Source organism: Arachnia propionica, assembly GCF_900637725.1.
GTDB lineage: Bacteria > Actinomycetota > Actinomycetes > Propionibacteriales > Propionibacteriaceae > Arachnia > Arachnia propionica.
On sequence record NZ_LR134406.1, the window covers coordinates 416,960 to 441,321 of the forward strand.

The window sequence follows — 24,362 nt, forward strand, 5'->3', positions numbered from 1 at the left end:
CTCAAAACAGGTTATCCACATCTTCGGGCAGAAATGGAGATTCGGCTCGGCCGGTTCCCAAAGTGAAAATGTGAACACATCGGAGATTACCGGTCCATTGCTTGCCACGCGGGAAGCCGCGCTCGCGGATTCCGTGCTCGCCACCACGCTTGCCCTCGGGATCGACCTGGATGTCGTCCCGGACCGGGAGGAACTCAGGCGACGATGGCGCACCGCATCACTGCGTCTGGTGGGCACGGACATGGCGTCACGGGCCGCGACGCTGGGTGCCGTGCCCGGGGTGTGGGTGGTCGGTTTCGACTCCGAGGAGCTGCTGCAGGCCTCGGCGGAACTGGGCGCGCCCGCGCTGCTGCTTCCCGGCGAGTCGCAGCGCCTGGCGGAGGTGCTCTCAAGCGAGCTACCGGGCCAGGACGCGGCGCAGATACTGGCTTTGATAGGGGCCTCCGGCGGGTTGGGGGTCAGCTGCCTGACGGTGGCGCTGTCCACGCGGGCCGCGGATACGGGATTGCGGTCGGCGGCGGTGGAGCTGGCGGGCTGCGGCGGCGGCCTGGACCTGCTGTTCGGGGCGGAAACCCAGGTGGGCATGACCTGGGAGGAGCTGCGGCACGCCGTCGGTGAGATCGGGGACCTCACCCCGCACCTGGTATCGGCGGAGCGGGTCTCGGTGCTGGCGCTGGGCAGACCCCACGGCGACTCCCCGGACGAGGCGGCGTTGTCGGCGGTGCTCAGGTCGCTGGAACGCAGCCACGACATGGTGGTGGTGGACCTGGGCGACGGCGCCAGGCTGGCGGAGCTGGGGCGTCGCGCCGTTCCGCTGCTGATGGTGGGCGCGGACGTGAGGTCGGTGGCGGCGGCCCGGATGCGGGCCCGCCGGATAGACCTGACCGGGGCGCTGCTGGTGGTGCGGGTCGGGAAAGGTCGTGGACTGCCGCCCGAAGCGGTTTCCGACGCGCTGGGGCTGCCACTGGCCGGGGTGGTGCGCGACGACCCGAGGGTGCCTCGGCTCGCGGCCCAGGGGGCCAGCGTCGGGTCGCGGCCCGCGGCCCGGCTGCGCCGGGACTCGACGCGGCTGCTGAAGGAGGTGCGTCTGTGATGCTGGACGAGCTGCAGGCCAGGCTGGGCAGGCTCGGCCGCCCCCACACGGCCGCGGACGTCGCCACCGCGATGCGCGGCATGGGGCTGGTGGTCACCGACACGGCCCTCAGACAGGCCATGGACCAGCTGCGCCGCAACTCCGTCGGGGCCGGGCCGTTGGAAGAGCTGCTGCACGAACCGGGGGTCTCGGACGTGCTCGTCAACGGCCCGGACGCGGTGTTCGTGGATCGCGGCGCCGGACTGGAGGCGGCGGACGTGCGGTTCGTCCACGACGAGGCGGTCCGCAGGCTCGCCATCCGCCTCGCAGCTACCGCGGGCAGACGCCTGGACGACGCCCAGCCGTTCGTCGACGGCCGGCTGCCGGGCGGGGTGCGGCTGCACGCGGTGCTGGCGCCGCTGGCCAGTCCGGGGACGTGCATCTCGCTGCGGGTCCCGGCGTCGCGAACCCTGACCCTGGAGGAGCTGCACACCGCGGGGTCGCTCACCGACGAGGCCCTGGAGCTGTGCCGGAGGGTGATCGCCCGCAAGGTGCCGTTCCTGATCTCCGGCGGCACCGGGACGGGCAAGACCACGCTGCTGGCGGCGCTGCTGGCCGAGGTGCCGGCGACGGAACGGATCGTCGTGGTGGAGGACGCCCGGGAACTGACCCCCAGGCACCCGCACTGCGTGCGCATGGAGGGCAGACCCCCCAACAACGAGGGCAAAGGAGCGATCACGCTCACCACCCTGGTGCGGCAGGCCCTCAGGATGCGGCCCGACCGGGTGGTGCTGGGCGAGGTGCGCGGCGCGGAACTCACCGACCTGCTCTCGGCGCTCAACACCGGGCACGAGGGTGGCTGCGGCACCGTCCACGCCAACTCCGTCGCCGACGTTCCCGCCCGGCTGGAGGCCCTCGCGGCGCTCGGCGGGCTGGGTCGCGAGGCCTGTCACGCGCAGCTCGCCGCGGCCCTGCGGCTGGTGCTGCACCTGCGTCGCGGCCCCGACGGGAAACGCTGGCTGGCGGAGGTGGGGGCGTTCAGGCGGGGCGCGGATGGGCTGGTCGGGATCGTGCCCGCCATGACCTTCACCGGTGGGGCCACCACATGGGGTCCGGGAGCGGGCCTCGTGCGCGACTGGCTGGAGTGGTCGCGATGCTGATCTGCGTGGTGTTTTTCGCCCTCGCGGCTGCGTTGATCGCCGGGAAGGAGCAGAATTTGGAACGGCTGGGATTACCAGCCAGCCGCAGGCCGGGACGTGGCAGCGCAGCTGTCGTGAGGAAGACGTCCCGGCCTGTGCCGTCAAGTTTCCCCTTGTGGCGGCGAGGAATGGTCCCGGGGGACGCCGGCATTCCCGTTCCGCGGCCCGGGGACGGGGAATCCGCCGTTGCCGATGGCACCCGGGTGGGGGCGTTGGAAAAACTGGAGGAGTCGCAGGCGCGGGGCGGCAGGAGCGGCCACGGAAAAGCGGTCGCCTCCCACCGGGCGCGGATGCGGCGCAACAACCTGCTGCTGATGGGTGGGGCCGGCCTGGTTGCGGTGGCCGTGGTGTTCGGCCTCAGGGCGGCCGGCTGGACTCTCGTCGTCGTCATTGCCGCCGCAACCGCCGCGTGGGTGCTGCGGCGTGCTGCTGCGGAACGCGCCCGGCGCAACCGGGCCGACGAAACCACCCGGGTCACGGTGGGGCTGGCCATGCTGCTGCGCTCCGGGCAGATTCCGACGGCGGCGCTCGCCGAGACCGCCACGGACTGCGACGCCCTGGCGCCCGTCGCGGCCGTCGCCAGATTGGGCGGGGACGTCCCCGCGGCGCTGCAGGAGGTGGCGCAGACCCCGGGACGCGAAGGCCTGGCGCGGGTCGCGGGGGCGTGGCGGGTGGCGGAACGCACCGGCGCGCCCGTCGCCTCCGTGCTGCTGCAGGTCGCGGAAGGGCTGCGGGCCGAACGGGAACTCGCGGGAGTGGTCGAGGCCGAACTGGCGATGGCGCGCGGCAGCGCCCGGATCATGGCCTTCCTGCCGCTCGGGGCGTTGCTGCTCGGCTCTTGCGCCGGGGCCGACCCCCTCGGTTTCCTGCTGGAGAACCCGCTCGGGCTGGTGCTGGCGCTGGCCGGCGTGGGATTGGCGGCCGCCGGGGTGGTCTGGACCGAGAAACTGGCGGTCCGGCAATGAGCACCGCGGTCCTGATTGGTTTCCTCGTCGCCGCTGCCGTCCTGGCGTGGTGGGCCCCACCGCCCCTGAGCAGACTGGAACCCCGGTCGTCGCCGCTGCCCGGCTGGGTGGGGAAGGTGTGGGGTTGGGCGGCGAAACGGTGGAGCGGTCGCAGGAAGGTGAACCGGGCCGTGGTGCGGGAACTTCCCGAAACCCTGGATCTGCTGGCCGTCTGCCTGGAGGCCGGAGCCCCGATGACCAACGCCATCGCCACGGTGGCCGCGGTCAGCCAACCCGCCACGGCCGCGATCCTGCACGGGATCGATGCGCAACTGCAGGTCGGCAGGGACCCTCAGGACGCCTGGGGCAGCCTCGCTGACCACCCCGATTGGGGGCCACCGGCCCGCGACGCAGCCCGCTCGGCCCGCTCCGGAACCAGCCTGGTGGAGTGTCTCCGTGTTCACGCCGACGAGGCGCGCCGCCGCCGTCGTGAACAGGAGACCAAACGGGCCAGGTCGGTGGGGGTGAAATCGGTGCAGCCGCTCGCGCTGTGTTTCCTGCCCGCCTTCGTGCTCATCGGGGTGGTGCCGCTGGTGGCGTCGCTGCTCGGCACCTTCACGGGCCGCTGAACGGGAAAGCCCGGAACCAGCTGGGGTCCCTTCCCCCGGAATTGGTTGAGCCGGCCTGCGAGTGTGATGTCTCAGGACAAGGGTGAAGGTCGGGACTTCTTGCGGCCGCGCGACACTTGGACGGACGTCGTTGCCAGCGCCAGCCCTCAGGCCAGTCATCACGAAAAATTACAGGCTAATCAGACCAACCATCCGAGACGTAACGCAGTAGCATGTCCTCCGTGACACCCTCATGAACCATGACGGCCTTGCCGCCGTATCCCCATTGATGCTCACCACTTCAGTGATCCGCGAGGCAGAACGTTCTTCCCAAAGTAGTGCGCTCAAACCATGAATGGAGATGCCTGGATGATCAGCATCGCGACGATCACCATCAAGACAACCAAGCCACGAGCAGTCGCCGCGTTCTGGAGGGACTTGCTGGGTTACGAAGTGGCCCCCAACCTGACCGACTCCGTGCTCCTCGAAGGAAACGGACCGTCATTGCTGATCCAACCGGCCACACGGCAGGCAGCCCCGGGGGCCATCCACCTCGACCTCAGGCCTGATGACCAAGGTGACGCGGTGGCGGCCGCGTTGGCGCTTGGCGCCTCACATGCCGACATTGGGCAGACCGGGCAGGAAGGATGGGTGGTCCTGGCGGATCCCGCCGGGAATCTTTTCTGCGTGCTCGAGGGGCGTGCTGCACACGCGGCTCGAATGACCGGCAGGACTCCGACGCCAACGCCGGTGTGTGGACATGATGAGGGCTGAGGGCGCACCACGCACGCGGATGGGCGCTCCCCGACGATCGCCGGTGAACGGTTCCCGCCTCATCCCCACCAGCAACTGAAGTTGCGTCTCCGACCCGGGATCCAGGAGTGAGTTCACTGTTCCCGAGAGCTGTGACGCCGGAACCGAGCCAGCGTCCTGGCGGGGTGCCCGCCTCGGCGTAGTAGCGGGTTGGCGGAGTCGAGAGCGAACGGTCACCATCACCAGCCGCCACAGTCCGCAGCAGGTACTTGTGGGATCGACGGCAACTCTTGCGTTGTGGTTGCCCCGGTAGCGTGGAGATGGATGGATGCCGTAGCAACTCGTGAGGCCGAGGATCCCACAACGGTCGACGCACCGACGCTCTCGGGCGGCACGTCCTCGTGGCTCCAGCTGCATCCGCGACTGGTTGATCTGATGCTCGTTCTGGTGATCTTCGCCTACAACTTGCCGATTCAGTTCGGTGCGGTGCCCGGGCACCTGTGGCTGGGGACCGGGCTGCTGGTCTCGGTCGGTCTGTGTGCGCCGGGGCTGTGGCGTCGTCAGTGGCCAGCGGCCACATATCTGGTGATCCAACTCGTCGCGGTCACGCAGATCCTGCTGGGGATCTCGCTGATGGTTGCCGATGCGATGCTGCTGTTGGCCGTCTATACACTCGCCTCTCGTAGCCGCTGGCAGCTCTCCGGCATGGCAGCGCTGATCACCGCCACGTGGACTGTGCCGAGTTGCCTGCCGATACTCGACCGCGGCGAGATGAGTATCGGGGATATCGGTGTGATCGTCGCGCTGATCCTGTGGTCATGGACCTGGGGACGTCTGGTGCGAACCCGCCGGCGCTACATCGCCTCGCTGCATGAGCGCGCGGCACAGCTCGCGCGGGAGAAGGCGGTCGAGGCAGAACTGGCGGCGTCGTCCGAGCGGACGCGCATCGCTCGGGAGATCCACGATGTCGTCTCACATTCCCTGAGCGTTGTAGCGGTGTTGTCCGACGGTGCGGCCTCCACCGTCGACACGGATCCTGAGCGGGCACGTACGGCCATGCTGACCGTGCGCGACACGGGGCGCACAGCGTTGGCGGACATGCGCCGGCTGCTCGGGGTCCTGCGCGATGACGAGCCCGGCTCGCACGCACCGCAGCCGGGGATTGCGCAGTTGCCACGTCTGCTCGAGGAGTCGTGCGCGGCGGGTGTGCCGGTGCAGTTTATTGAAACGGGTGGCCCTCAGGCGGTGCCGCAGAGCATCGATCTGACCGTGTACCGCATCGTCCAGGAGGCGTTGACCAATGTGCGCAAACATGCTGGCCTCGGGGTCTCGGAGGTGAGGGTCACGCTGGCCCATACCCCCGAGTCCATCACGGTCACAGTGACCGATGACGGTGCCGGGTCCGCCGCTGGTGCCGACCCGCATATCGGGCACGGCCTGATCGGCATGCGCGAGCGTGTCGCCGCCCACCACGGGCAGCTGCGTGCCGTGCAGCGGCCCGAAGGCGGTTTCGAGGTCGTCGCCACGATCCCGACAGGAGATGAACCATGAGTATCCGCGTGCTGCTGGTCGACGACCAGGAGATGATCCGCATGGGTTTCCGCATGGTGCTGGGCACCGCCGAGGGCATCGAAGTCGTGGGCGAGGCCTCCGACGGCGACGAGGTCCTGGACGTGTTGGCTGAGCATCCTGCCGATGTTGTGCTGATGGACGTGCGCATGCCCAGGATTGACGGCATCAAGGCCACGCGGCGCGTCATGGCGCTGGAGGATCCGCCGCATGTGTTGGTGCTGACGACCTTCGACCTGGACGAGTACGCCTACGAGGCCTTGCGTGCCGGAGCGTCGGGTTTCCTGCTCAAGGACGCGCCGCTGGAGGAGGTGGCCGCAGCCATCCGCCACGTTCACGACGGTGATGCCGTGGTCGCGCCGTCGACCACGCGTCGCCTGCTGAGTCACTTCGCCGCGCCCGAGGCATCATCGCTGGCTGCGCCGACGAACACTGCACCGCTCGAGCTGCTGACGCCGCGCGAGCGCGAGGTGCTGAGCCTGGTCGCGCGCGGGCTGTCCAACCGCGAAATCGCCGATGAGCTCGTCCTCAGCGAGGGAACGGTCAAGGTCCACGTCGGGCACGTGCTGACCAAGCTCGACTTGCGCGACCGTGTCCAGGCCGTCGTGCTGGCCTACGAGACGGGTCTGATCGCGCCGGGAAACGCCTGATCCAGCACATCATCCATGCCTGAAGTCGTAGGGGGAAGATATGCCTTGGGCCAGATGGAATCATCTCTGGCCTGCGACAGCGTGGAGACATGTCCTACGCAGTCACCACAGAAAACCTGACGAAGCGCTACGGCGATCGCATCGTCGTCGACGATCTGTTTCTGCGCATCCCTGAAGGGTGTGTGTACGGGTTCCTCGGACCCAACGGGGCCGGAAAGTCCACGACGATGAAGATGCTGCTGTCGCTGATCGAACCCAGCGACGGCGAGGTGCAGATCCTCGGCCAGTCGATGACGCGCGCCACGCGGCGTTCCCTGCTGGGGCGGATCGGCTCGCTGATCGAGGCCCCGCCGGGATATGCGCACCTGACCGGCGCGGAAAACATTCGGCTCATTCAGCGCCTGTTGCATTTGGATGATGCACAGATCGAACACGCAGTGCAGGTCGTGCATCTGACCGAGCAGATGAACAAGAAGGTCCGCGAATATTCCCTGGGCATGAAGCAACGCCTGGGGATCGCGATGGCCCTGGCCCGCCAGCCGCAGCTGCTGATCCTCGACGAACCCACTAACGGCCTCGACCCCGCGGGCATCGAGGAGATGCGCGGACTGCTGCGCCACCTCGCGGTCAACGGGGTGACCGTGATGGTCTCCTCGCACCTGCTGGGCGAGATCGACAAGATCGCCACCCAGCTGGGTATTCTCGCCCAGGGCCGGATGATCTTCCAGGGCACCCGCGCCGAGCTGATGAAGGCATCGTCGCCCGACGTGCTGATCACCTGCTCGGAGCCCCGCCGGGCGCAAATCCTGTTTGCGCCCTACAACCCGCGGCTCATGCCGTCGGGCGACCTGGCACTGGCGGGAACCGATGACAAACGGACGGCTGGATTCGTCGCATCGCTGGTTGGCGAAGGAATCGACATCTACGGAGTCCGCCGCGACGAGCAGAGCCTCGAGGACGTCTTCATGCGCCTGACCGAAGGAGGTGGGCTGTGATGACCGTCGTCATGAACGAACTGGCCAAGATTCGCCACCTTCGCATCGGGGTGATCGCGATCATTCATCTGGTGGCCGTCGTGGGCCTCACAGCTTTTCAGTCGCTGGTCGCGGGCATCGACGAGCATCTCGCGGATCCCGGCGGGGCGCCGTGGAAGATCCTGCTCACCGGGCTCTCACGGGCGTTCGCGATGATCTCGCCCGTCCTCTTGGCCGTGCTGGCCAGTCGTCAGGTCGAGATGGAACACACGGGCAACGGCTGGCTGCTGTCTGCCACGAGCGGGGTGAGCCCCGGCCACCTGTGCCGTGCCAAGTTCATCGTGCTCGGGCTGATCGTCGCCCTGGTCACCATGATGCAGTCCGCGCTGCTCGTCGGTTTCGCGAAACTCATCGGCGTCACCTCACCCTTCCCAGCCTCGCACTGGATCGGGTACACAGCCTCGATCATGGTCATCAACCTCGCCGTGCTGGCATTCCAGATCCTGCTGTCGGCCGTGGTGGAGAACCAGCTCGTCGCGTTGGGAGCCGGCATCGTCGGTATCTTCCTCGCGCTCTTCGGGGTGATCCTGCCGAGATTCCTCACGCACCTGACGCCCTGGGGCTACTACGCGCTGGCCGCTCCGGCCGACTACGTCGGCGTTGACCTCGTCTACTACGACCTGCCCTACCTCAGCATCGCCGGACTGGCCGTCGTGGGTGGCTCGCTCTTCATGCTTGTCACTACTCGTTTCAACACCCGGGAGGCATGACCATGAACTCCATCCACTCCGAGTTCCTGAAACTCAAACGCTCCATGAGCTGGGCTGTGGTCCTCGTGGTCCCGATCATCATGGTCCTGGCCGGCTCGATGAGCACCATGCTCGCACAGGGCACCTTCGAAGACGGGTGGCACACCCTGTGGATCAGGTCCGTCGGGTTCTACGGGATGGCCATCCTGCCGGTCGCCGTCGCGATCCTCGCGTCCCTGGTCTGGCGCGTCGAGCACAAGAACAGCAACTGGAACGCTCTTATGAGCCGGCCCGTACCGACATCCGAGGTCGTGCTGGGCAAGGTCGCGGCCATCGCCGCGCTCGCGGCCTCGATGCAACTCGTCTTACTGGTCACCGTCATCGGACTGGGCAAGCTGGTGTTCGGACTCGAGGGCATGCTTCCGGCCAAGTACCTCCTGGGCAGCCCGTTGATCATGCTGGCCTGCGTGCCGCTGGCGGCGCTGCAATCGGCGTTGTCGGCATTCCTGTGCTCCTTCGCCACTCCGGTGACCATCGCGCTGGTGATGACCAGCGCCTCGACACTGCTTCTGCAGCTGAAGCTGACAGCAGCACTGGCGCTTCCCTACGGCCTGGTCACCCACACCACGCAGCTCGGGACATCTCTCGTCTCGGGCCAGAGGACGAGCTTCGCCGTCCCGGAACTCAGCCTGGCGAGCGCGGGCATCGTCACGGGCGCAGCTGTGGTGCTCACCGCCCTCATCGTCGCCATCACCTCCATGGCACTCAATCGCACTGACATCCGCGCATAGAACGTTTCTTCACCTCAGACCCGGTGTCCGGGAAACCGGGTTGGGCTCCCTCCGCACCGATGAACGCCCGACCACCTCATCACATCCAAAGCGGTCGTCGTCACCACGGCTGAACCGGCTTCAGAGCAGGGTGGTTCAACCGGCTTAATGAAATGGGTCCGCCCCAATCAGCGGGCGAGGGATGGCAGAGTTGGGCGGGTGAACTGGGAGTGGGTGACCGGGGCTGAGGAGGCGGTGGTGGTGCGCCGCCGGCCTGTTTCCCCGGGGGCGTGGGCCGACTGGCCCGGCTGGCTCGATGCGGAACTCGTCGACGGGTTCCGGGCCGCGGGCATCGACCGGCCCTGGCGGCACCAGGTGGAGTTCGCGGAGCTGGCCCGCGCGGGTAGGCACGCCGCGATCTGCACCCCCACCGGTTCCGGGAAGTCGCTGGCCTACCTGATGCCGGTGCTCGCCGCGCTGCGGGAACCCAGGGCGGGCCGCGGCAGGGGGTTTGCGCTGCGCCGCCCCGCCGCGCTGTACCTGGCGCCCACCAAGGCTCTGGCCCACGACCAGGCCCGGGCGGCCGGGGTCCTGGCCCCGGGATCGGTGCGGATCGGTGCCCTCGACGGCGACTCCGACGAGACCGAGCGGCGATTCGCCCGCGAACACGCCAACCTGGTGCTCACCAACCCCGACATGCTGCACTTCTCCGTGCTGCCGAACCATCGCCGCTGGTCGGCGCTGCTGGGTGGGCTGCGGTACGTCGTCATCGACGAGGCCCACCGCTACCAGGGGGTTTTCGGGGCGCACGTCGCGCAGGTGCTGCGGCGGCTGCGACGCCTCGCCGCCGCCCACGGCGCCGAACCGACCATCCTGCTCAGCTCCGCCACCGCACCGAACGCCGCCGACTTCGGGGGCGCCCTGATCGGTGAGGACCGGGTGGAGGTGGTCGCCGACTCGGCCGCCCCGGTCGCCGCCCGCACCGTCGTGCTTTGGCAGCCCTCGGTCAGCCTCAACCGCGACACCTCCCGGCTGCTGGCGGGCCTGGTGGACGACGCCACCCAGACCCTCGCCTTCGTCGCATCCCGTGCCGGGGCGGAACTGACCAGCCTGGAGGCCGCGGAACTGGCCGCCGAACCGGGGCGGATCGCGTCCTATCGTGGCGGCTACCTGGCTATGGAACGCCGCGACCTGGAGGCCGCACTGCAAACCGGGGAGATCCTCGGACTGGCCACCACGAACGCGCTGGAACTCGGCATCGACGTCTCCGGCATCGACGCGGTGCTCGTTTCCGGGTTCCCCGGGAAACTCTCGGCGTTCTGGCAGCAGGCCGGAAGGGCGGGCCGGGCGGGCAGGGAGGCGCTGGTGGTGCTGCTGGCCCGCGAGAACCCCCTCGACGCCTACCTGCTGCAACATCCCGAACTGATCTTCGACGCCCCCGTCGAGGCCGCGATCTGCCACCCGCAGAACCCGCACGTCCTCGGCCCACACCTGGCCGCCGCCGCGCAGGAACAACCGTTGACGGCCGCCGACGAACGCTGGTTCGGACCCACCGCCCTGCCGCTGGTAGCTCACCTTGCTGCCGGGAAGGTGCTGCGGGACCGCGGCGGCACCTGGTATTGGACCCGTCCCGACCGCGCCGTCGACCACATCAACCTGCGATCCACCACCCCCCGGCCCGTGGAGATCATCGAACGCTCCACCGGGCAGGTGATCGGGGTGGTGGACCCGGCAGCCGCCGACCGCACCGTCCACCGGGGCGCCGTCTACCTCCACCAGGGACGCTCTTTCGTGGTGACCGAACTGGACGTCGAGGAACGCAGCGCCATGGTGGTGGCGGCCCACAACCCCTGGTACACCCAGGCCGAATCCGCCCAGGACATCGCGGTGCTGCGGGAACAGCGGTCGCGACCACTCGGTTCGACAACCCTGCACTTCGGTGACGTGCGGCTCAGCTGGCAGGTCACCGGATACCTGCGCCGAGACGAAACCACCCACGAGGTGCTCGACTCCACCCCGCTCGACTGTCCCGAGCACACCCTCACCACGCAGGCGGTGTGGTGGAGCGTCCCGGAGACCCTGGAACGGGAACTGGGCTGGGGGCCGCTGCAACTCGGAGCCGCCGCGCACGCCGCCGAACACACCTCCATCGGGTTGCTGCCCGCCTTCGCTCCCTGCGACCGCTGGGACATCGGCGGGATCTCCACGGCACGCCACCCGGACACCGGTCTGGCGACGGTGTTCGTCCACGACGGCCTGCCCGGTGGAGCAGGTTTCGCCGCCCGCGCCCACGAAGTGGCCGAGCAGTGGTTGGCGGCGACCTTGGAACGGCTGCGCACCTGCCGTTGCGAATCGGGCTGCCCGGCCTGCATCGTCTCCCCGAAATGCGGCAACGCCAACCAGGTCCTCGACAAGACGGCGGCCACCGAACTGCTGCGCCGGATCCTCTGAGAATCCAGCGGGCGGGGCGAATCGACCGGCTCCGGGGACGGGACCCGTCCGCGGAGCCCCGGATGGTTTTCACACCGTCTCCTTTCACACCGTTCCCGCCGTGGCGCTGCGTTCCACGTCGGCGGGATTGAAACCGCGGCCCTCCAACAGCGGCAGGGTCACCGTCACCTCGACCACGAACCGGGGACGCTGCCCCCGAACCTCGCAGCCGGTGAGGCGCCCACCGTTCTCGGACGCCACCTTCGAGGCCTCGGCGCAGGCGTCGCCGCCATCCGCTTCGACCGCTGCGGCGGCCAGGGCCGTCAGGTCGGCCGCGTCCTGGGCCTTTTCCGCGCGGGCCAGCCAACCGGTGATCAACGCGGCGGTAGCGGCGACCAACACCAGCCCCAGGCAGATTCCCGCGACCAGCACCGTCCCCACTCCCCGCTCGTTATGGACCCGGGAACGTCCCGGACCTCCCGTGACGCTCATGGCCCGACCCCCGGTTCCCAGTGGGCCCAGGCGGTGGCTTCGAGCGGAATGGCACCGAGGCCGAGGATGGGGACCTCCATGCGGGTCGTCACCCGCACTCCCGCCTCGGCGCGTTCGATCTCGATGCGCGCCCGCTCGGGCGCCTTCTCCTTGGTTTTCTCCGCCAGCGCGTCGTCGCCCCGGGACAGGTACTTGGCCAGTTCCGAACTGACGGTCTGGATGCCCGACTGGGCCACCCCCAGCAGCACGAGACCGACCAGGGCCGACACCAGCGTCACCAAGGTGACCAGCCCGATGGCGAACTCCACCGTCACCATGCCCCGCTGCCCACGGCGGGCCCTGCGACGTCCGAACCAACCGACTCGACCGGCCCTCCTGCGGCGGGGCGCCGGAGAAACCGGGTGGCCGGCGACGGCCGTCGATGCTTCCTCGCCCCGCGCCCCCGGCCCCTCCACCAGGAGGCGTGGGGCGGACACATCCGCCCCACGCATGCCGGTCAGCTGTCGTACTGGGCGACGTTCGTGAAAAGGTCGGTGACCCATTTCATGATCGTGTCGAAAAGCGAATTGTCGTGGAAGACGCGGATCAGCAACATTGCTGCCGCCGCGGCGCCCAACAGGCCGATGGCGTACTCGACGGTGGTGAGTCCCCGTTCGGCGAAACGACGCGAGAGCGGCTTCTTCTTCTCGACGCGGGCGATGCTCTTGGTGGACTCGGACATGGCTTCCCCTTTCAAGTGCCCACCGGACGCCTTTCATCCGGTGACACTTTCACCATGGGAAGCAGGACCCGCAGGGATTTCCTTTTCCACATCCCCCCGGTTGGGCGGCAACACCGCCACCCAACCGGACAACACCTCAGGTTCCTGCGACAACACCTCACCCGGGTGGGGTGCCCTCGCGTGCGGCTGGGGTCAGTCCTGCAGGACCTGCAGCAGTTCGTCGCGGACCCGCACCGAGCGACGCGGGTTGCGGTCGCCGATCACCGCTACCGTCAGACCACCGGCGGAGGCGGTCGTCGGAGTCGTCGCGGTGCCGCCCAGCGCGTCGTCGGCCCGGCAGCAGAACGTGTGGCGGCGCTCCGCCTCGGCCGCGATCATCGCGTTGATGTTCGGGTCGTTGCTGGCGGCCAGGACGTACCAGGCCTCGCCGACATCCTCCGCCCTGGCGGTGCGCTGCTCGACGGCGATCGCGCCGCTCGCCGCGAGCCGGCCGACGGCGATCCCGAGGTTCGGCGCGACGACCCGCACCTTCGCCCCCGCGTCGAGCAGCCGGGGGATGCGCCGCGCCGCAACGGCCCCGCCGCCGACGACCAGAACGTCGCGGTCCTTCAAGATGAGGTTCGACATGAACCCGGGGGCGCCTTCGCCGAAACCCTCGGCGTCGAGTTCCGCGAGATAGCGGTCGACGACCAGCTGGGCCAGCTCGTCGCAGTCACCGATGACCTCGGCGACCCGCACCTCGACGTCCGGGTTGTTCTCGCGCCAGGCGGCGACCTGCTCCAGGTTCCAGGTCCGCAGCTTGCCCGGGAACAGGAAGTGCGGGGCGACGACGATCTGTTTCACGCCGGTGGCTTTCGCGTGGTTCAACGCCTCCGGCACCGACGGCCGCGACACCTGGATGAACGCGGGATGGATGCTGCGGAGCTCCTTCTCCTCCATGAGGGTCCGGGCCATGCGGTAGCGCTCCGCGTTCGATTCGGTGACGGGGGAGCCGCGACCCACCAGGACACACGCCGTGTCCTGGGGACGCCACTCGCCGAGCGCCTCGACGACGCGGTTGCGCACCGCCGAATCCAGCAGCGGACTGCCCAGCAGCGCCGCCGAGTACGCGACCCTGGCCTCGCCGCGTCCCTCGTCAATGGCCTCCGGGATGTCGATCCGCACGTGCCCGCCGGTCGCGAGCATCAGCGGCACGACGACGGCATCCGTTTCGCCCTTCGGTTCGAGGCCCTCCAGGGCCTCGGCCACGGCCTCGGGGATGCTCGGTTCCGTCAATTCGACGAAACCCATCGTCAGTTTCGTGTCCGGCAGTTTCGCCCGGACGCGTTCCGCGAGCGCACGGCACACGGCCACGCCCTCCGGGTCACGGGTGCCGTGCGCGGCGATGACGAGCGGCACGTTGGTCAGCTCCTTGAGCATCAGCAGTTTCCTCCTTGAATCTTGCCCATCCACTGGTAGTCACGCGGCGTGACGATGGCTGTTTCACCGACTCCCGTCGCCACCGGTTTGGTGGTCGACGAACCGACGATGACGATGGTGTGCATGTCAACCCATTCGGGGTTGAACTCACTGATCGGCGCCCACCTGATGCGCTGCTTCGGCCGGAACGCCTCGTAGACGGCCATCACCGGCACGTCAGCGGGGCGGTGCGCCCCCAGGATCTCCAGTGCCCGGGGCAGGTGGGCGACGCGTTTGCGGGAACGGGGGTTGTACAGCACCGTCACGAAGTCACCCTCCGCGGCGGCCTGGAGCCGGCGCTCGATGTCCTCCCACGACGTGTGGAGATCGGACAGGGAGATCGTGACGTGGTCGTGGCCGAGCGGCGCCCCGAGCAGCGCGGAAGCGGCCAGCTCCGCCGTGACGCCCGGGATGATCCTGACGTCGATACCCTCGGTGCCGATTTCCAGGGTGGGGGATGCCATCGCGTAGATCGCGGGGTCGCCGGAGCACACGAACGCCACGGGGTGGCCCTCGCGGGCCTTCTGGATCGCGAACGCCGTCCGCTGCTCCTCGGTGCCCATCTTCGTGGCGTGGGTCTCGGCGTGGGGGTTGACCAGGTCGCGGATCTGCCGCACGTACGGGATGTAGCCGACCACGTAGCGGGCGGTCTCGATCGCCTGCTTCGCCATCGGGGTCAGCAGGTCGCGGTGACCGGGGCCGAGACCGACCACCCGCAGCTCGCCGCGCGCCGGAACCCGGCCGATCGCGCACGTCGCGTCGGGGCATTTCGTCTTCGGCACGATCAGTTCGGCGCCGCGGCGGATGACGGAGGCCTCGGAGACGCTCGGCGTTCCCACCTCGGAGGCGACGACCTCCGAGGGGGTCGGCACCTCGATGCCCGCCAGCTCGGCGGCCTCGTAGCACACGAACGGTACACCCAGGTGCTTGGCGAGGCGGATCAGGCCACCCTCACGCGCCTTGGCGTCGACGCTGGTGAGTGCTGCGACCGAGTGGATCGTCAGGCCCGCGGACGCGAGGGTCGCCTCCAGGTGGGCGCGCAGGATCTTCTCCGAGGTGCCGCGGTTGCATCCCATGCCCACCACCAGCGAGCGGGGATGCAGGACGACCCGCGGCAGCTCGGCGGCCGGCAACTGTGAGGCGTCGCGGTCGGTGACGAGAATCTCCGCGACCGGTGAGGCCGCGTCCTCGGTGACATTGGCCGGCAGCGGTGGCATCGGCCACGGCTGATCCCGCACCAGCCGCACGGAACGGCCGTCGAGCATCGCGCCGGTCACGCCCGCGACATCGCCGCTGTGGGCCCAGCCGAGGGTGTCGAGAGCGGGGATGCCGAGGGAGTCGGTGGCGGTCGTGAGCACCGCGGTGGCGCCGAGGGCCTCCGACAGCTTCTCGGCCAGCTCGTTCGCACCGCCGACGTGCCCGCCCAGCAGGGGCACGACGAAATGCCCGCCCTGGTCGATGACGACGACACCCGGGTCGGTTTTCTTCGAATCCAGCAGCGGCGCGAGGATGCGGGTGGTGGCTCCGATCGCCAGGTGCGAGACGACCAGGTCGCATTCGTCGAAGGCCTGGCGCAGCCCCTCGGTGGCGGGCCCGTCGTAGATGCGGGTTCCGCCGAGCAGCTCGTCGATCTGGGCGGCGCGGGCACGGGCGGCCTCGGAGGAGAAAACCTGCCCGACCGTAAGCTCGGCCAGTGCATTCGCGGTCAGCCGCTCCACCGCGACCTCAGGGACGGCGACGCGGCGGGGCGCGGTGGTGTCGACGGCCGTCTCGTCCCATTCGGCGTCGGGGTGGCGCTCCAGGACGAGCACGACGTTCGGGTTCCGGACGTCCTCGACCGCGGCCAGTTGTTCACCGGTCATGATCCGGACGCGTTCGTCGTCCTCGCCGAGACGCTCGGCCAGGACGAAGGTCCGGTCGAGGCCGGCCAGGGGGTCGGTCAGCTGCGAGAGGGGTTCGCGCGGATCGGTCATGACCGCGACCTTCGCGTAGCGGCGCGCCGCTGTGATGGCGGCGTCGATGGGGCGGCCGTGCGCGGAAACCGTGATGGCGTCGTCCCAGGGCAGCCCGATGCGGGCGAACGCCTCGGCAACCGACGAGGCGCGCGTGACGACCTTCGGACGCAGCCCGATCGACCGCAGCTTGCGGACGACGCCGAACCACAGCGGGTCACCGGAGGCGAGGATCACGACGTCGGTGTCCTCGGGCAGCTGCCGGATCTTCTCGACGGCGGGGGTGAGGCCACCCAGGACGATTCGCTTGTCCTCGGGGACGGCCAGCTCGTCGAGGTGACGGCGCCCGCCGACCACCACGGACGCGGCGGCGACGGCGCGGCGCAGCTCCTCGCTGGGGGCGCCGAGATGCCCGTGGACCGTGATCATGTGTTGTCTCCGTTCTCCAGGTTGTAGGTGGTGGCGCCGTGTTCCCTCAGGTCGGCTTCGGCGGCCTTGTCGGCGTCGCGGTACTCGTGCCGGAAACCGGGGTGGTACAGGTGGGAGCGTTTGGCGGCGCGGTCGGTGGCCAGGGCCGGGCCGACGAGCACGATCGTGTGCTTCCAGAGCTTGTGTTCCTTCATCGTCGCCGACAGGTCCTTCAGCTGGACCCGCCAGATGGCCTCGTCGGGCCAGGTCACGCGGTAGCCGATGATGCAGGGCGTCTCCGGGGGGTAGCCGCCCTCGAGGAGGGCCGCCTCCAGTTGCTTGTTGCGGGCCGCCGACAGGTAGATCGACATCGTCGTGCCGTGGGCGGCGAACGAGCGGATGTTCTCCTTCTCGGGCATGGGGGTGCGGCCGCCCTCGAGGCGGGTGAGGATCATCGACTGCGCGACCTCCGGCAGCGTCAGCTCGGAGTCGACCCGGGCCGCGGTGGCGGAGAACGCCGAGATGCCGGGGATCGTCTCGGTGGGGATGCCGATCTGGGCGCACAGGTCGCGCTGCTCCGCCGTCGCCCCGTAGATGTCCGGGTCGCCGGTGTGGACGCGGGCGACGAGGAGTTTTTCGTCGCGGGCCCGCGTGTAAAGCGGCACCAGGTCCTCCAGGGGAATCGACGCGGAATCGATGACCTCGGCGCCGGGTTTGTGGCCGGCGACGATCCCGGGGTGCACGAGCGACGAGGCCCAGATGATGATGTCTGCCTCGGCGATGACGCGGGCGCCCCGCACGGTGATCAGGTCGTCGGCCCCGGGGCCTGCCCCGACGAAGACCACCAGGCCTTCCGGGTCGAGTCTCAGTCCGCTCATATTCTCCCTCCGGTGGTGGAACGTTTCGGTGCGGCAAGGACGGTGCTGAAGTAGGGTGCACGGTCGGTCACCTCGGACAGGAGCACGAGGTGTTCGGAGGGCAACCCGAGATCGGTGCCGAGGATGGCCTCGCCGAGGCGGCCCTGCGCATCCAGCACGGCGCGGAGCTCGGTCATTTCGCGGCCGCCCTTGTAGATGACGACGGTGTCGGAGACCTCGCAGACGCGGGCCAGGGTTTCGGGCCCGACGGTCCACGGCACGAGGGACAGGATCTCCTGGCCCTCGACGAGCGGGGTGCGGCTGGCGGCGGCGATGGCCTGCATGGCGGTGATCCCGGGAATGACCTCGACCTTGACCTCGACGCGCCGCGACACCAGGTCACACAGGTAGGAGAACGTCGAGAACACCGACGCGTCGCCGACGGTGGCGAACGCCACCCGCTTCGCGCCGGCCTCGAACGCCTCGACGGCGGCCGTGGCGGAGGCCTCCCACGCGTCGGCCCGGCGCTGCCCAATGCCGCGGCGTTCGGCCATGGAGAACGGGATGCGGCGGACCGCGCCGGCCTTGGCGGGCAGGTGGGCACACACGATTTCCTCGGCACGGCCGATGCCTCCGGCGCGGGCCTCGGTGCTCGGCACCAGAATGACGTCGGCGGCCTCCAGGGTCCGCAACGCCTTCACGGTCACGTGGTCCGGGTCGCCGGGACCCACCCCCACTCCGGACAGGGTGCGGTCAACGCTCATGTGGCCCTCCTCGGGTGCTACGCCCGTTCGGTCTTGGCTGGCCCGAAGTATCTGGCTCCCACCCGGGTGGTCACAGTGGCGGCACCGCTCCGGATTCGCACCGGATTCCTTCGTTGTCGGCAAGCTGAATGGTCAGTCGTCGCGGGACAGCCTAGCCAGTTCCGGCTCGCAGGTCCTAGCCGAAAGGTCGAGGCGTGTCCCGGTCGGGGCGTACCTCCCGCCCGGCTGGCCGGCGGCCGGCGGTGACTGCCATAGTCTTGGAGGTGTGACCAATGACTACATCAAGACCGGTAGCCCGATCTATGCCCGCTCGTTCGAGATCATCCGGGAGGAATCGAACCTGGGGCGTTTCCCCGAGGACGTCGAGCCCGTGGTGGTGCGGATGATCCACGCCGCTGCCGATCCGGCGATCGCCGACCTGATCGCCTTCACGCCGGGTGTCGTCGCCGCCGCCCTCAAGGCCCTCGAGGCCGGGGCGCCGATCCTGTGTGACTCGTCGATGGTCGCTACCGGCATCATCCGCAGCCGCCTGCCCGAACACACCCGGATCGTCTGCCACATCAAGGACCCCCGCCTGCCCGCGATCGCGGAGGCGAAGGGCTGCACCAAAACCGCCGCCGCCGTCGACCTGTGGCAGGAGGACGGCCTGCTCGACGGCGCGGTCGTCGCCATCGGCAACGCCCCGACCGCGTTGTTCAGGGTGCTCGAGGTGATGCACGAGACCGGCGCAAGGCCCGCGGCGATCGTCGGCATCCCCGTCGGTTTCGTCGGTGCCGCGGAGTCGAAGGACGCGCTGGTCGCCGACGACAGCGGCGTCGAGTACATCACGGTCCTCGGTCGCCGCGGCGGCTCCGCCATGGCGGTCGCCGCAGTGAACGCGATGGCCAGCCGAGCCGAGACCACGAATGACCGCTGACGGCGATCCCGCCCTGGCCGCGGAGGGCCGGGAGGCGCTGCGTCCCCGCGGCCGGAAGGCGCAACTGGAGTCGTCGCAGCTGAGACCCGGCTGGACGACGGGGGCGTGCGCCTGCGCGGCCGCCACCAGCGCCTTCGTCGCCCTGGAAACGGGCGAGTTCCCCGACCCGGTCGGGATCGCGCTGCCCGGTGGGCGTGAGGCCGCGTTCGCCCTGACCCAGTGGCGGCTACGGCCCGGGCTGGCGATGGCGGCGGTCACGAAGGACGCCGGCGACGACCCCGACGTCACCCACGGCGCGGTCGTGCGGGTGATGGTCGAACCCGGCGAGCCCGGCGGCGGCGTGAGGTTCGCGGGCGGCGAGGGCGTCGGCACCGTCACCCTGCCGGGGCTGCCGCTGCCGGTGGGGGAGCCGGCCATCAACCCGAAACCCCGCGAATACATCACCGCCAACATCACCGCCGCCGCCGAGCGCCTCGGGGTCGCGCCCGACGTGTGCGTGACCGTCTCGATCGACGACGGCGCACGCATCGCCGAGAAGACCTGGAACTCGCGCATCGGTGTGCTCGGAGGTTTGAGTGTCCTGGGCACCACCGGTGTCGTCGTGCCCTACTCGTGTTCGGCCTGGATCGCGTCGATCCACCGCGGCATCGACGTCGCCATCGCCACCGGTGCGACGCACGCAGCCGCCTGCACCGGATCGACGTCGGAGCGGGTCGCCGAGGAGCTGTACCCGGGCATCGAACTGCTCGACATGGGCGACTTCGCCGGCGCCGTCCTGAAATACCTGCGCAAACACCCGCTGCCCAGGCTCGCGATCGTCGGGGGGGTTGCGAAACTCTCCAAACTGGCAGCCGGTTACCTCGACCTGCACTCCCACCGCACCCGCATCCAGCCCGGCCACCTGCGCCAACTGGTGGAGGGGGCCGGTGCCTCACCGGAGCTGGCCGACGCGATCGGAGAGGTCGCCACCGTCGCCCACGCCGTCACCCTCGCCGGTGAGGTCGGCATCGACCTGCCGCAGCTGATCGCGGACTCGGCGCGCGACGAGGCACTGGCGGTCCTCGGCGGGGCACCGGTGGAAGTGGAGATCGTAGTGATCGACCGCGCCGGCAAGATCCTCGCGAGGGCCCACTGACCCGCACGACCCCAGATCTGGGGTCGTGAAACACGGTAATGCAGCACTCAACGCGGGAAACGCCTCGTTTCGCGCCCGAAACCGGGTTGAGTGCTGCGCAACCGGGGAAACCCCGGTCTATTTCCTGCGTACCGTGAAGGTCTGCTCGAACTCGTCGGTTTCAGGGACCTGAACCGGGAACTCTCCCTTCTGGTAGATCTGGTGCTTGTCGCAGTTGATGATGATTTGCTGCGAGCCGCGTTGGATTCCGACGGAGAACGTCCCCGAGGTGTCCGTGACGATGGCCAGTTCCCTCGTGTCCCCCTTGATCTCGATGTTGCAGTCCTCGATCGGCTCGCCGTTCTCGTCGAGGACCGTGCCCTTCAGCTCGGCGCCGGGTTTTTCCCCGCTGGGCTGGGGATCTGTGTTGCTGATGGGGCTGGGTTGTGCGGGTCCGCTGGAGGGGTTCGCGGGGACGGTGGTGGAGCAGCCGAGCAGGCAGAACGCCGGCAGCAGCCCCGTGATGATTTGCCTGGTTTTCATGTTCTCGCCTCGTTCCGGTTCTCGGGTCGATGGGAGATGTTCCGGTGGTCCCGGTCCGCTGGGTCGTGTGCAGCGGGACGCCGTGTTCTCGACGCTAAGCGCCGATGAGGACGAAGTCAAGGAACTCCGGGGCGGGTCTGCAAGGGGCCGGGAGGACTTGGTTCGTGAATGCCACGAACGCCCGCGCGGGGGTTCTATGGTGTCGGCATGGACATTTCCCGGCTGCGTGACCGGCTGATCGAGATCGACTACACCACCGACTCCGTGCTGGAACGCATCGGGGACGCAGGGCAGGCCGGGTTGCACCGCAACTGCACCCTGCCCGCCGACGTCACCCTGGCCGGGGCGGGCGACCCCCTCGCGACGCTGATCCGGATGTTCCTGCTGAGGCAGCAGATGCCCTCCGGGGTCGCGGAACGCGCCTTCGGCGGGTGTTTCTTGGACGTGGTGGCTCAAGGGATCATTGCCGTGGATGGAGGATCCGCGCGGGCCGTGGTCGAGCTGCGGCCCTACGCCTCACCCGACGACGGCGCCTCCGGGTGGCTGGTCAGCGACCTCACCCCCGGGCTCGACGGGATCGTGGAACCGACCCGGCCCGACTACGTGCTGGGGGCCTCACCCGCATCCCTGACCCTCGCGGAGATCACCATGCGAGGCCACGTCGGGCGGGCCCTCGACCTTGGCACGGGATGCGGGGTGCAGAGCTACCACCTGTCCCGCCACGCCGACCGGGTGGTCGCCACCGACCTCAACCCGCGCGCCCTGCGGCTCGCACGCCTCGGGGCGGCGCTGAGCGGCATGGATGTCGACTTCCGGGAGGGGTCGCTGTACGAACCGGTGGCGGGGGAGCGGTTCGACCTGATCGTCTCCAACCCGCCCTACGTGATGAGCCCACCCGGTGGTCAACGCCTCACCTACCGCGAATCCACCTTCACCGCCGACGGCCTGGTGGAGGCCGTCGTCCGTGACGCCCCCGCCCACCTGACGCCGGGAGGCAGCCTCCAGCTGCTGACGAACTGGGCCGTCACCCAGGAGCCGTGGGAGGAGCGGCTCGCCTCGTGGGTGGACGGTTCCGGCTGCGACCTGTTCGCCATCGAACGCGAACGCCTCGACCGGTTCGCCTACATCGAGATGTGGCTGACCGACGCGGGCCTGACGGGCCGTCCCGAATGGGAACCCACCTACCGCGGATGGCTGGCCTACTTCGACCGCCTCGGCATCGACGAGGTCGGCATGGGCTGGATCCTGCTCACGAACTCGGGCCGCGAGACCCCCGAGATCCGGTGCGAGTCGTGGCCGCACGCCGTCGCCCAGCCGGTCGGGGATGTGTTCGCCGCCCACGCCCGTGCCGTCGACGCCGCCCGCCTCGATACCGCCGACCTGCTGGTACTAGCACCGCGCCTGACCGGAGTGGTCGCGGAGACCACCGGCCAGCCCGGGGCCGCCGACCCCGAGCACCTGGTGCTGCGGCAGCGCACCGGGTTGCTGCGCGGGATGCGTCTGAGCACCGTCACGGGAGCTGTGCTGGGGGCCCTCGACGGCGACCTCACCGTCGGGCAGACCATGGCCGCCGTCGCCCAGCTGCTGGAGGTCCCGGCGGAGGAGGTCGCAGCCGAGGCGATCCCCGCCGTCCGGCGGGCTCTGGCGGAGCAGTATCTCATCGCCCGCTGACCGGCATCCGGGTCGGTTCACCGAGCCGAGGTGCCCCGGCCGTCACGCCCCGTCCCGGATTGCACGAAACGCGGAATGCCGTGGGCAAAACAATCCCCGGGCCGGTTTTCACGGCGATTAGTGAGCAAAGGAGAGGACGAAGAAGGGAAGAGGTCTCGCCGCGCCATGAGCAGGGGCGCGTTGCCATCGGAACGCGATACCCACCACCCTAGTTGATCGCTGGATGACCAGACCATGGAATCCATGGCATGCTTTCCCGGTCCAGTAGGAAAGGCAAACCTCAAATGTCTCGTCTGTTCTTCCGCCGAGGGGTCGCGATGGCCCTCGTCGTCGGCCTGGGAATCGCCTTCCAGGCCCCGGGCGCCCACGCCGACACCGTCGACCTCGAGGTGGACGCGGTGACCTATCGCGTCGACCCGGACGCGCCCGGACAGGGGGCGACGCTGGTCGGGTTCAACCGGGCCAAGATAGCCCGCAACCTCACCATCCCCGCCACCGTCACCCACAACGGCACCGCTTATCCGGTCAAACGCATCGGTGAGGAGGGGCTGCGTTCGGCCCGCCTGCAGGCCGTCACGCTGCCCGACGGGCTGGAGGAGATCGGGAAGGCCGCCTTCTACGGCAACTCCATCGACGACCTGGTGATCCCGGACTCGGTGGTCGGCATCGGCGAGCAGGCGTTCATGAACAACCACATGAAAACCGTCGTGCTGCCGAAGAAACTCGCCGAGATCAAGGCGTCCACGTTCGTCAACAACAACCTCACCTCGATCGACCTTCCGGCCGGGCTCACGACCATCGGACCGGCGGCCTTCGCGTCGTGCCGCCTGACCTCGCTGGTGCTGCCCGAATCGGTAACCTCCGTCGGCACCTCCGCGTTCGAGGCGAACGCCCTGACCAGCGTCACCATCCCCAAGGGGTTGACGTCGCTGGCCGCGGGGATGTTCTCCAACAACAAACTCACATTCGTGGAGATCCCGGAGACCGTGACATCGCTGGGTAGTGAGGTGTTCGCGGGCAACAAACTCACCTCGCTGAAGCTGCCGAAATCCATCACCACCATCCCGGAGCGGGCCTTCCACAGCAACGCCCTGACGTCGGTGACCCTGCCGGAGGGACTCACCGAGATCCAGGAGGCCGCTTTTGAGTACAACAACCTCACCTCGCTGACCATTCCGGCCAAGGTCACCACCATCGCCAAACGCGCCTTCGGTAGCAATGCCCTTACCTCGGTGAGGATGGAGGGCCCCGCACCCAGCATCCACGCGCCCGGCCGCTGGAACCCCAACGTCGGTTCCTTCGGTGACCCGCGCGACCTGAAGGTCAGCTACTACTGCCACCTCTCCGACGGCTACACCAAACCCACGTGGAGCGGCTACACCCTCGCCGGCGAGTGCATCGTCGTCACGGCCAAGGGTAGCGGCGCTACCGAACCCGCCAAGCCGTCCTTCGACCCGAACGCCGACGACGACGGCGACGGTTTCACCAACGGCGAGGAGGTGGAGGCGGGAACCGACCCGTTCGATCCGGCCAGTCACCCGGCCCGGCCTGCCCCGTCCCCGTCGTCGACCGCTTCGCCGGCCCCCACCCCGACCGGCGCCACCAGCTGGGCCGTGAAGCCGGTCCGCCCGGGTCTGCCGAGGACCGGAGTCACCAATTCCTGAACCGGGGCGACTCGGACGAGGGCTTCCAAACGCAACCCGCCTGCCTCGTGACCGGTGGTATACGCGAGACTGTCTCAGTTCCGG

Annotated in this window: 23 protein-coding genes, 1 pseudogene and 1 riboswitch; of the genes and pseudogenes, 15 read left to right on the forward strand and 9 right to left on the reverse strand. The window is 69.2% G+C overall.

Going from position 1 to position 24,362, the window contains the following annotated elements:
* Positions 1-70: 70 nt before the first annotated feature.
* The 5 genes from ssd (at position 71) to EL272_RS15620 (ending at position 4,597) form a co-directional block, all read left to right on the forward strand.
* On the forward strand, positions 71-1,093 hold the full coding sequence (ssd, locus tag EL272_RS01835) for a septum site-determining protein Ssd (protein ID WP_157682451.1): 1,023 nt from the start codon (positions 71-73) through the stop codon (positions 1,091-1,093).
* Positions 1,093-2,232, forward strand: a complete 1,140-nt coding sequence (locus EL272_RS01840) for a TadA family conjugal transfer-associated ATPase (RefSeq protein ID WP_061787236.1) — start codon at positions 1,093-1,095, stop codon at positions 2,230-2,232. The genes ssd and EL272_RS01840 overlap by 1 nt, the downstream gene beginning before the upstream one ends.
* On the forward strand, positions 2,226-3,236 hold the full coding sequence (locus tag EL272_RS01845; protein ID WP_126409306.1) for a type II secretion system F family protein: 1,011 nt from the start codon (positions 2,226-2,228) through the stop codon (positions 3,234-3,236). The genes EL272_RS01840 and EL272_RS01845 overlap by 7 nt, the downstream gene beginning before the upstream one ends.
* The gene (locus EL272_RS01850) at positions 3,233-3,844 is read left to right on the forward strand and encodes a type II secretion system F family protein (protein WP_061787234.1); all 612 of its coding nucleotides are present in this window, start codon (positions 3,233-3,235) and stop codon (positions 3,842-3,844) included. Before EL272_RS01845 ends, EL272_RS01850 begins: the two co-directional genes overlap by 4 nt.
* Positions 3,845-4,192: 348 nt before the next feature.
* Positions 4,193-4,597: a VOC family protein gene (locus EL272_RS15620; protein ID WP_061787233.1), complete on the forward strand. Its 405-nt coding sequence runs from the start codon at positions 4,193-4,195 to the stop codon at positions 4,595-4,597.
* 148 nt (positions 4,598-4,745) lie between these two features.
* On the opposite strand, the pseudogene EL272_RS16000 reads toward EL272_RS15620, so the two are convergent.
* Positions 4,746-4,952: pseudogene (locus tag EL272_RS16000) on the reverse strand (hypothetical protein); the annotation flags it as partial.
* Here EL272_RS16000 and EL272_RS15625 point away from each other — a divergent pair.
* From EL272_RS15625 to EL272_RS01885, 6 genes are all read left to right on the forward strand, one after another.
* Positions 4,901-6,127, forward strand: a complete 1,227-nt coding sequence (locus tag EL272_RS15625) for a sensor histidine kinase (protein WP_061787232.1) — start codon at positions 4,901-4,903, stop codon at positions 6,125-6,127. The pseudogene EL272_RS16000 and the gene EL272_RS15625 sit on opposite strands and share 52 nt — an antisense overlap.
* On the forward strand, positions 6,124-6,795 hold the full coding sequence (locus tag EL272_RS01865; protein ID WP_061787231.1) for a response regulator: 672 nt from the start codon (positions 6,124-6,126) through the stop codon (positions 6,793-6,795). The genes EL272_RS15625 and EL272_RS01865 overlap by 4 nt, the downstream gene beginning before the upstream one ends.
* Positions 6,796-6,884: 89 nt before the next feature.
* Complete coding sequence (locus EL272_RS01870; protein WP_061787230.1) at positions 6,885-7,790, forward strand: ABC transporter ATP-binding protein; 906 nt, start codon at positions 6,885-6,887, stop codon at positions 7,788-7,790.
* Positions 7,790-8,539, forward strand: a complete 750-nt coding sequence (locus EL272_RS01875; protein WP_061787229.1) for an ABC transporter permease — start codon at positions 7,790-7,792, stop codon at positions 8,537-8,539. Before EL272_RS01870 ends, EL272_RS01875 begins: the two co-directional genes overlap by 1 nt.
* Positions 8,536-9,309, forward strand: coding sequence for an ABC transporter permease (locus EL272_RS01880; RefSeq protein ID WP_244926102.1), 774 nt, complete (start codon positions 8,536-8,538; stop codon positions 9,307-9,309). The genes EL272_RS01875 and EL272_RS01880 overlap by 4 nt, the downstream gene beginning before the upstream one ends.
* 198 nt (positions 9,310-9,507) lie before the next feature.
* Positions 9,508-11,739, forward strand: coding sequence for a DEAD/DEAH box helicase (locus EL272_RS01885; RefSeq protein ID WP_073969982.1), 2,232 nt, complete (start codon positions 9,508-9,510; stop codon positions 11,737-11,739).
* An 84-nt stretch (positions 11,740-11,823) separates the two neighbouring features.
* On the opposite strand, the gene EL272_RS01890 is transcribed toward EL272_RS01885, so the two are convergent.
* From EL272_RS01890 to cobI, 7 genes are all read right to left on the reverse strand, one after another.
* Entirely contained in the window at positions 11,824-12,210 is a 387-nt protein-coding gene (locus tag EL272_RS01890; protein WP_081490203.1) for an Rv3654c family TadE-like protein, read from the reverse strand.
* Positions 12,207-12,701, reverse strand: a complete 495-nt coding sequence (locus EL272_RS01895) for a TadE family type IV pilus minor pilin (protein ID WP_123823916.1) — start codon at positions 12,699-12,701, stop codon at positions 12,207-12,209. Before EL272_RS01895 ends, EL272_RS01890 begins: the two co-directional genes overlap by 4 nt.
* 5 nt (positions 12,702-12,706) lie before the next feature.
* Entirely contained in the window at positions 12,707-12,931 is a 225-nt protein-coding gene (locus EL272_RS01900) for a DUF4244 domain-containing protein (protein WP_014845516.1), read from the reverse strand.
* A 192-nt stretch (positions 12,932-13,123) separates the two neighbouring features.
* Entirely contained in the window at positions 13,124-14,350 is a 1,227-nt protein-coding gene (locus EL272_RS01905) for a CbiX/SirB N-terminal domain-containing protein (RefSeq protein ID WP_014845518.1), read from the reverse strand.
* Positions 14,350-16,770: a precorrin-3B C(17)-methyltransferase gene (cobJ, locus tag EL272_RS01910; protein ID WP_061787227.1), complete on the reverse strand. Its 2,421-nt coding sequence runs from the start codon at positions 16,768-16,770 to the stop codon at positions 14,350-14,352. The genes EL272_RS01905 and cobJ overlap by 1 nt, the downstream gene beginning before the upstream one ends.
* Positions 16,767-17,627 carry a precorrin-4 C(11)-methyltransferase gene (gene cobM, locus EL272_RS01915; RefSeq protein WP_061787226.1) on the reverse strand — a complete coding sequence of 287 codons (861 nt, stop codon included), beginning with the start codon at positions 17,625-17,627 and terminating at the stop codon, positions 16,767-16,769. Before cobM ends, cobJ begins: the two co-directional genes overlap by 4 nt.
* Positions 17,624-18,370: a precorrin-2 C(20)-methyltransferase gene (cobI, locus tag EL272_RS01920; protein ID WP_061787225.1), complete on the reverse strand. Its 747-nt coding sequence runs from the start codon at positions 18,368-18,370 to the stop codon at positions 17,624-17,626. Before cobI ends, cobM begins: the two co-directional genes overlap by 4 nt.
* A gap of 25 nt (positions 18,371-18,395) precedes the next feature.
* Positions 18,396-18,533, reverse strand: a riboswitch (cobalamin riboswitch).
* Positions 18,534-18,635: 102 nt separating this feature from the next.
* Here cobI and EL272_RS01925 point away from each other — a divergent pair.
* Complete coding sequence (locus EL272_RS01925) at positions 18,636-19,286, forward strand: precorrin-8X methylmutase (protein WP_061787224.1); 651 nt, start codon at positions 18,636-18,638, stop codon at positions 19,284-19,286.
* The gene (locus tag EL272_RS01930) at positions 19,276-20,421 is read left to right on the forward strand and encodes a cobalt-precorrin-5B (C(1))-methyltransferase (protein WP_061787223.1); all 1,146 of its coding nucleotides are present in this window, start codon (positions 19,276-19,278) and stop codon (positions 20,419-20,421) included. Before EL272_RS01925 ends, EL272_RS01930 begins: the two co-directional genes overlap by 11 nt.
* Positions 20,422-20,538: 117 nt before the next feature.
* On the opposite strand, the gene EL272_RS01935 is transcribed toward EL272_RS01930, so the two are convergent.
* Positions 20,539-20,943, reverse strand: a complete 405-nt coding sequence (locus EL272_RS01935; protein WP_061787222.1) for a carboxypeptidase-like regulatory domain-containing protein — start codon at positions 20,941-20,943, stop codon at positions 20,539-20,541.
* A gap of 207 nt (positions 20,944-21,150) precedes the next feature.
* Between EL272_RS01935 and EL272_RS01940 the strand changes: the two genes are divergently transcribed.
* Both EL272_RS01940 and EL272_RS01945 read left to right on the forward strand, forming a co-directional pair.
* Positions 21,151-22,614: a DUF7059 domain-containing protein gene (locus tag EL272_RS01940; RefSeq protein ID WP_014845526.1), complete on the forward strand. Its 1,464-nt coding sequence runs from the start codon at positions 21,151-21,153 to the stop codon at positions 22,612-22,614.
* A 284-nt stretch (positions 22,615-22,898) separates the two neighbouring features.
* Complete coding sequence (locus tag EL272_RS01945; RefSeq protein ID WP_014845528.1) at positions 22,899-24,278, forward strand: leucine-rich repeat protein; 1,380 nt, start codon at positions 22,899-22,901, stop codon at positions 24,276-24,278.
* Positions 24,279-24,362 lie beyond the last annotated feature (84 nt).

Coding starts and splice junctions, on each gene's coding strand:
- EL272_RS01840 (WP_061787236.1), top strand. CDS start 1,093: ATGCTGGACGAGCTGCAGGCCAGGCTGGGCAGGCTCGGCCGCCCCCAC.
- EL272_RS01845 (WP_126409306.1), top strand. CDS start 2,226: ATGCTGATCTGCGTGGTGTTTTTCGCCCTCGCGGCTGCGTTGATCGCC.
- EL272_RS01850 (WP_061787234.1), top strand. CDS start 3,233: ATGAGCACCGCGGTCCTGATTGGTTTCCTCGTCGCCGCTGCCGTCCTG.
- EL272_RS15620 (WP_061787233.1), top strand. CDS start 4,193: ATGATCAGCATCGCGACGATCACCATCAAGACAACCAAGCCACGAGCA.
- EL272_RS15625 (WP_061787232.1), top strand. CDS start 4,901: ATGGATGCCGTAGCAACTCGTGAGGCCGAGGATCCCACAACGGTCGAC.
- EL272_RS01865 (WP_061787231.1), top strand. CDS start 6,124: ATGAGTATCCGCGTGCTGCTGGTCGACGACCAGGAGATGATCCGCATG.
- EL272_RS01870 (WP_061787230.1), top strand. CDS start 6,885: ATGTCCTACGCAGTCACCACAGAAAACCTGACGAAGCGCTACGGCGAT.
- EL272_RS01875 (WP_061787229.1), top strand. CDS start 7,790: ATGACCGTCGTCATGAACGAACTGGCCAAGATTCGCCACCTTCGCATC.
- EL272_RS01880 (WP_244926102.1), top strand. CDS start 8,536: ATGACCATGAACTCCATCCACTCCGAGTTCCTGAAACTCAAACGCTCC.
- EL272_RS01890 (WP_081490203.1), bottom strand. CDS start 12,210: ATGAGCGTCACGGGAGGTCCGGGACGTTCCCGGGTCCATAACGAGCGG.
- EL272_RS01895 (WP_123823916.1), bottom strand. CDS start 12,701: ATGCGTGGGGCGGATGTGTCCGCCCCACGCCTCCTGGTGGAGGGGCCG.
- EL272_RS01900 (WP_014845516.1), bottom strand. CDS start 12,931: ATGTCCGAGTCCACCAAGAGCATCGCCCGCGTCGAGAAGAAGAAGCCG.
- EL272_RS01905 (WP_014845518.1), bottom strand. CDS start 14,350: ATGCTCAAGGAGCTGACCAACGTGCCGCTCGTCATCGCCGCGCACGGC.
- cobJ (WP_061787227.1), bottom strand. CDS start 16,770: ATGATCACGGTCCACGGGCATCTCGGCGCCCCCAGCGAGGAGCTGCGC.
- cobM (WP_061787226.1), bottom strand. CDS start 17,627: ATGAGCGGACTGAGACTCGACCCGGAAGGCCTGGTGGTCTTCGTCGGG.
- cobI (WP_061787225.1), bottom strand. CDS start 18,370: ATGAGCGTTGACCGCACCCTGTCCGGAGTGGGGGTGGGTCCCGGCGAC.
- EL272_RS01930 (WP_061787223.1), top strand. CDS start 19,276: ATGACCGCTGACGGCGATCCCGCCCTGGCCGCGGAGGGCCGGGAGGCG.
- EL272_RS01935 (WP_061787222.1), bottom strand. CDS start 20,943: ATGAAAACCAGGCAAATCATCACGGGGCTGCTGCCGGCGTTCTGCCTG.
- EL272_RS01940 (WP_014845526.1), top strand. CDS start 21,151: ATGGACATTTCCCGGCTGCGTGACCGGCTGATCGAGATCGACTACACC.
- EL272_RS01945 (WP_014845528.1), top strand. CDS start 22,899: ATGTCTCGTCTGTTCTTCCGCCGAGGGGTCGCGATGGCCCTCGTCGTC.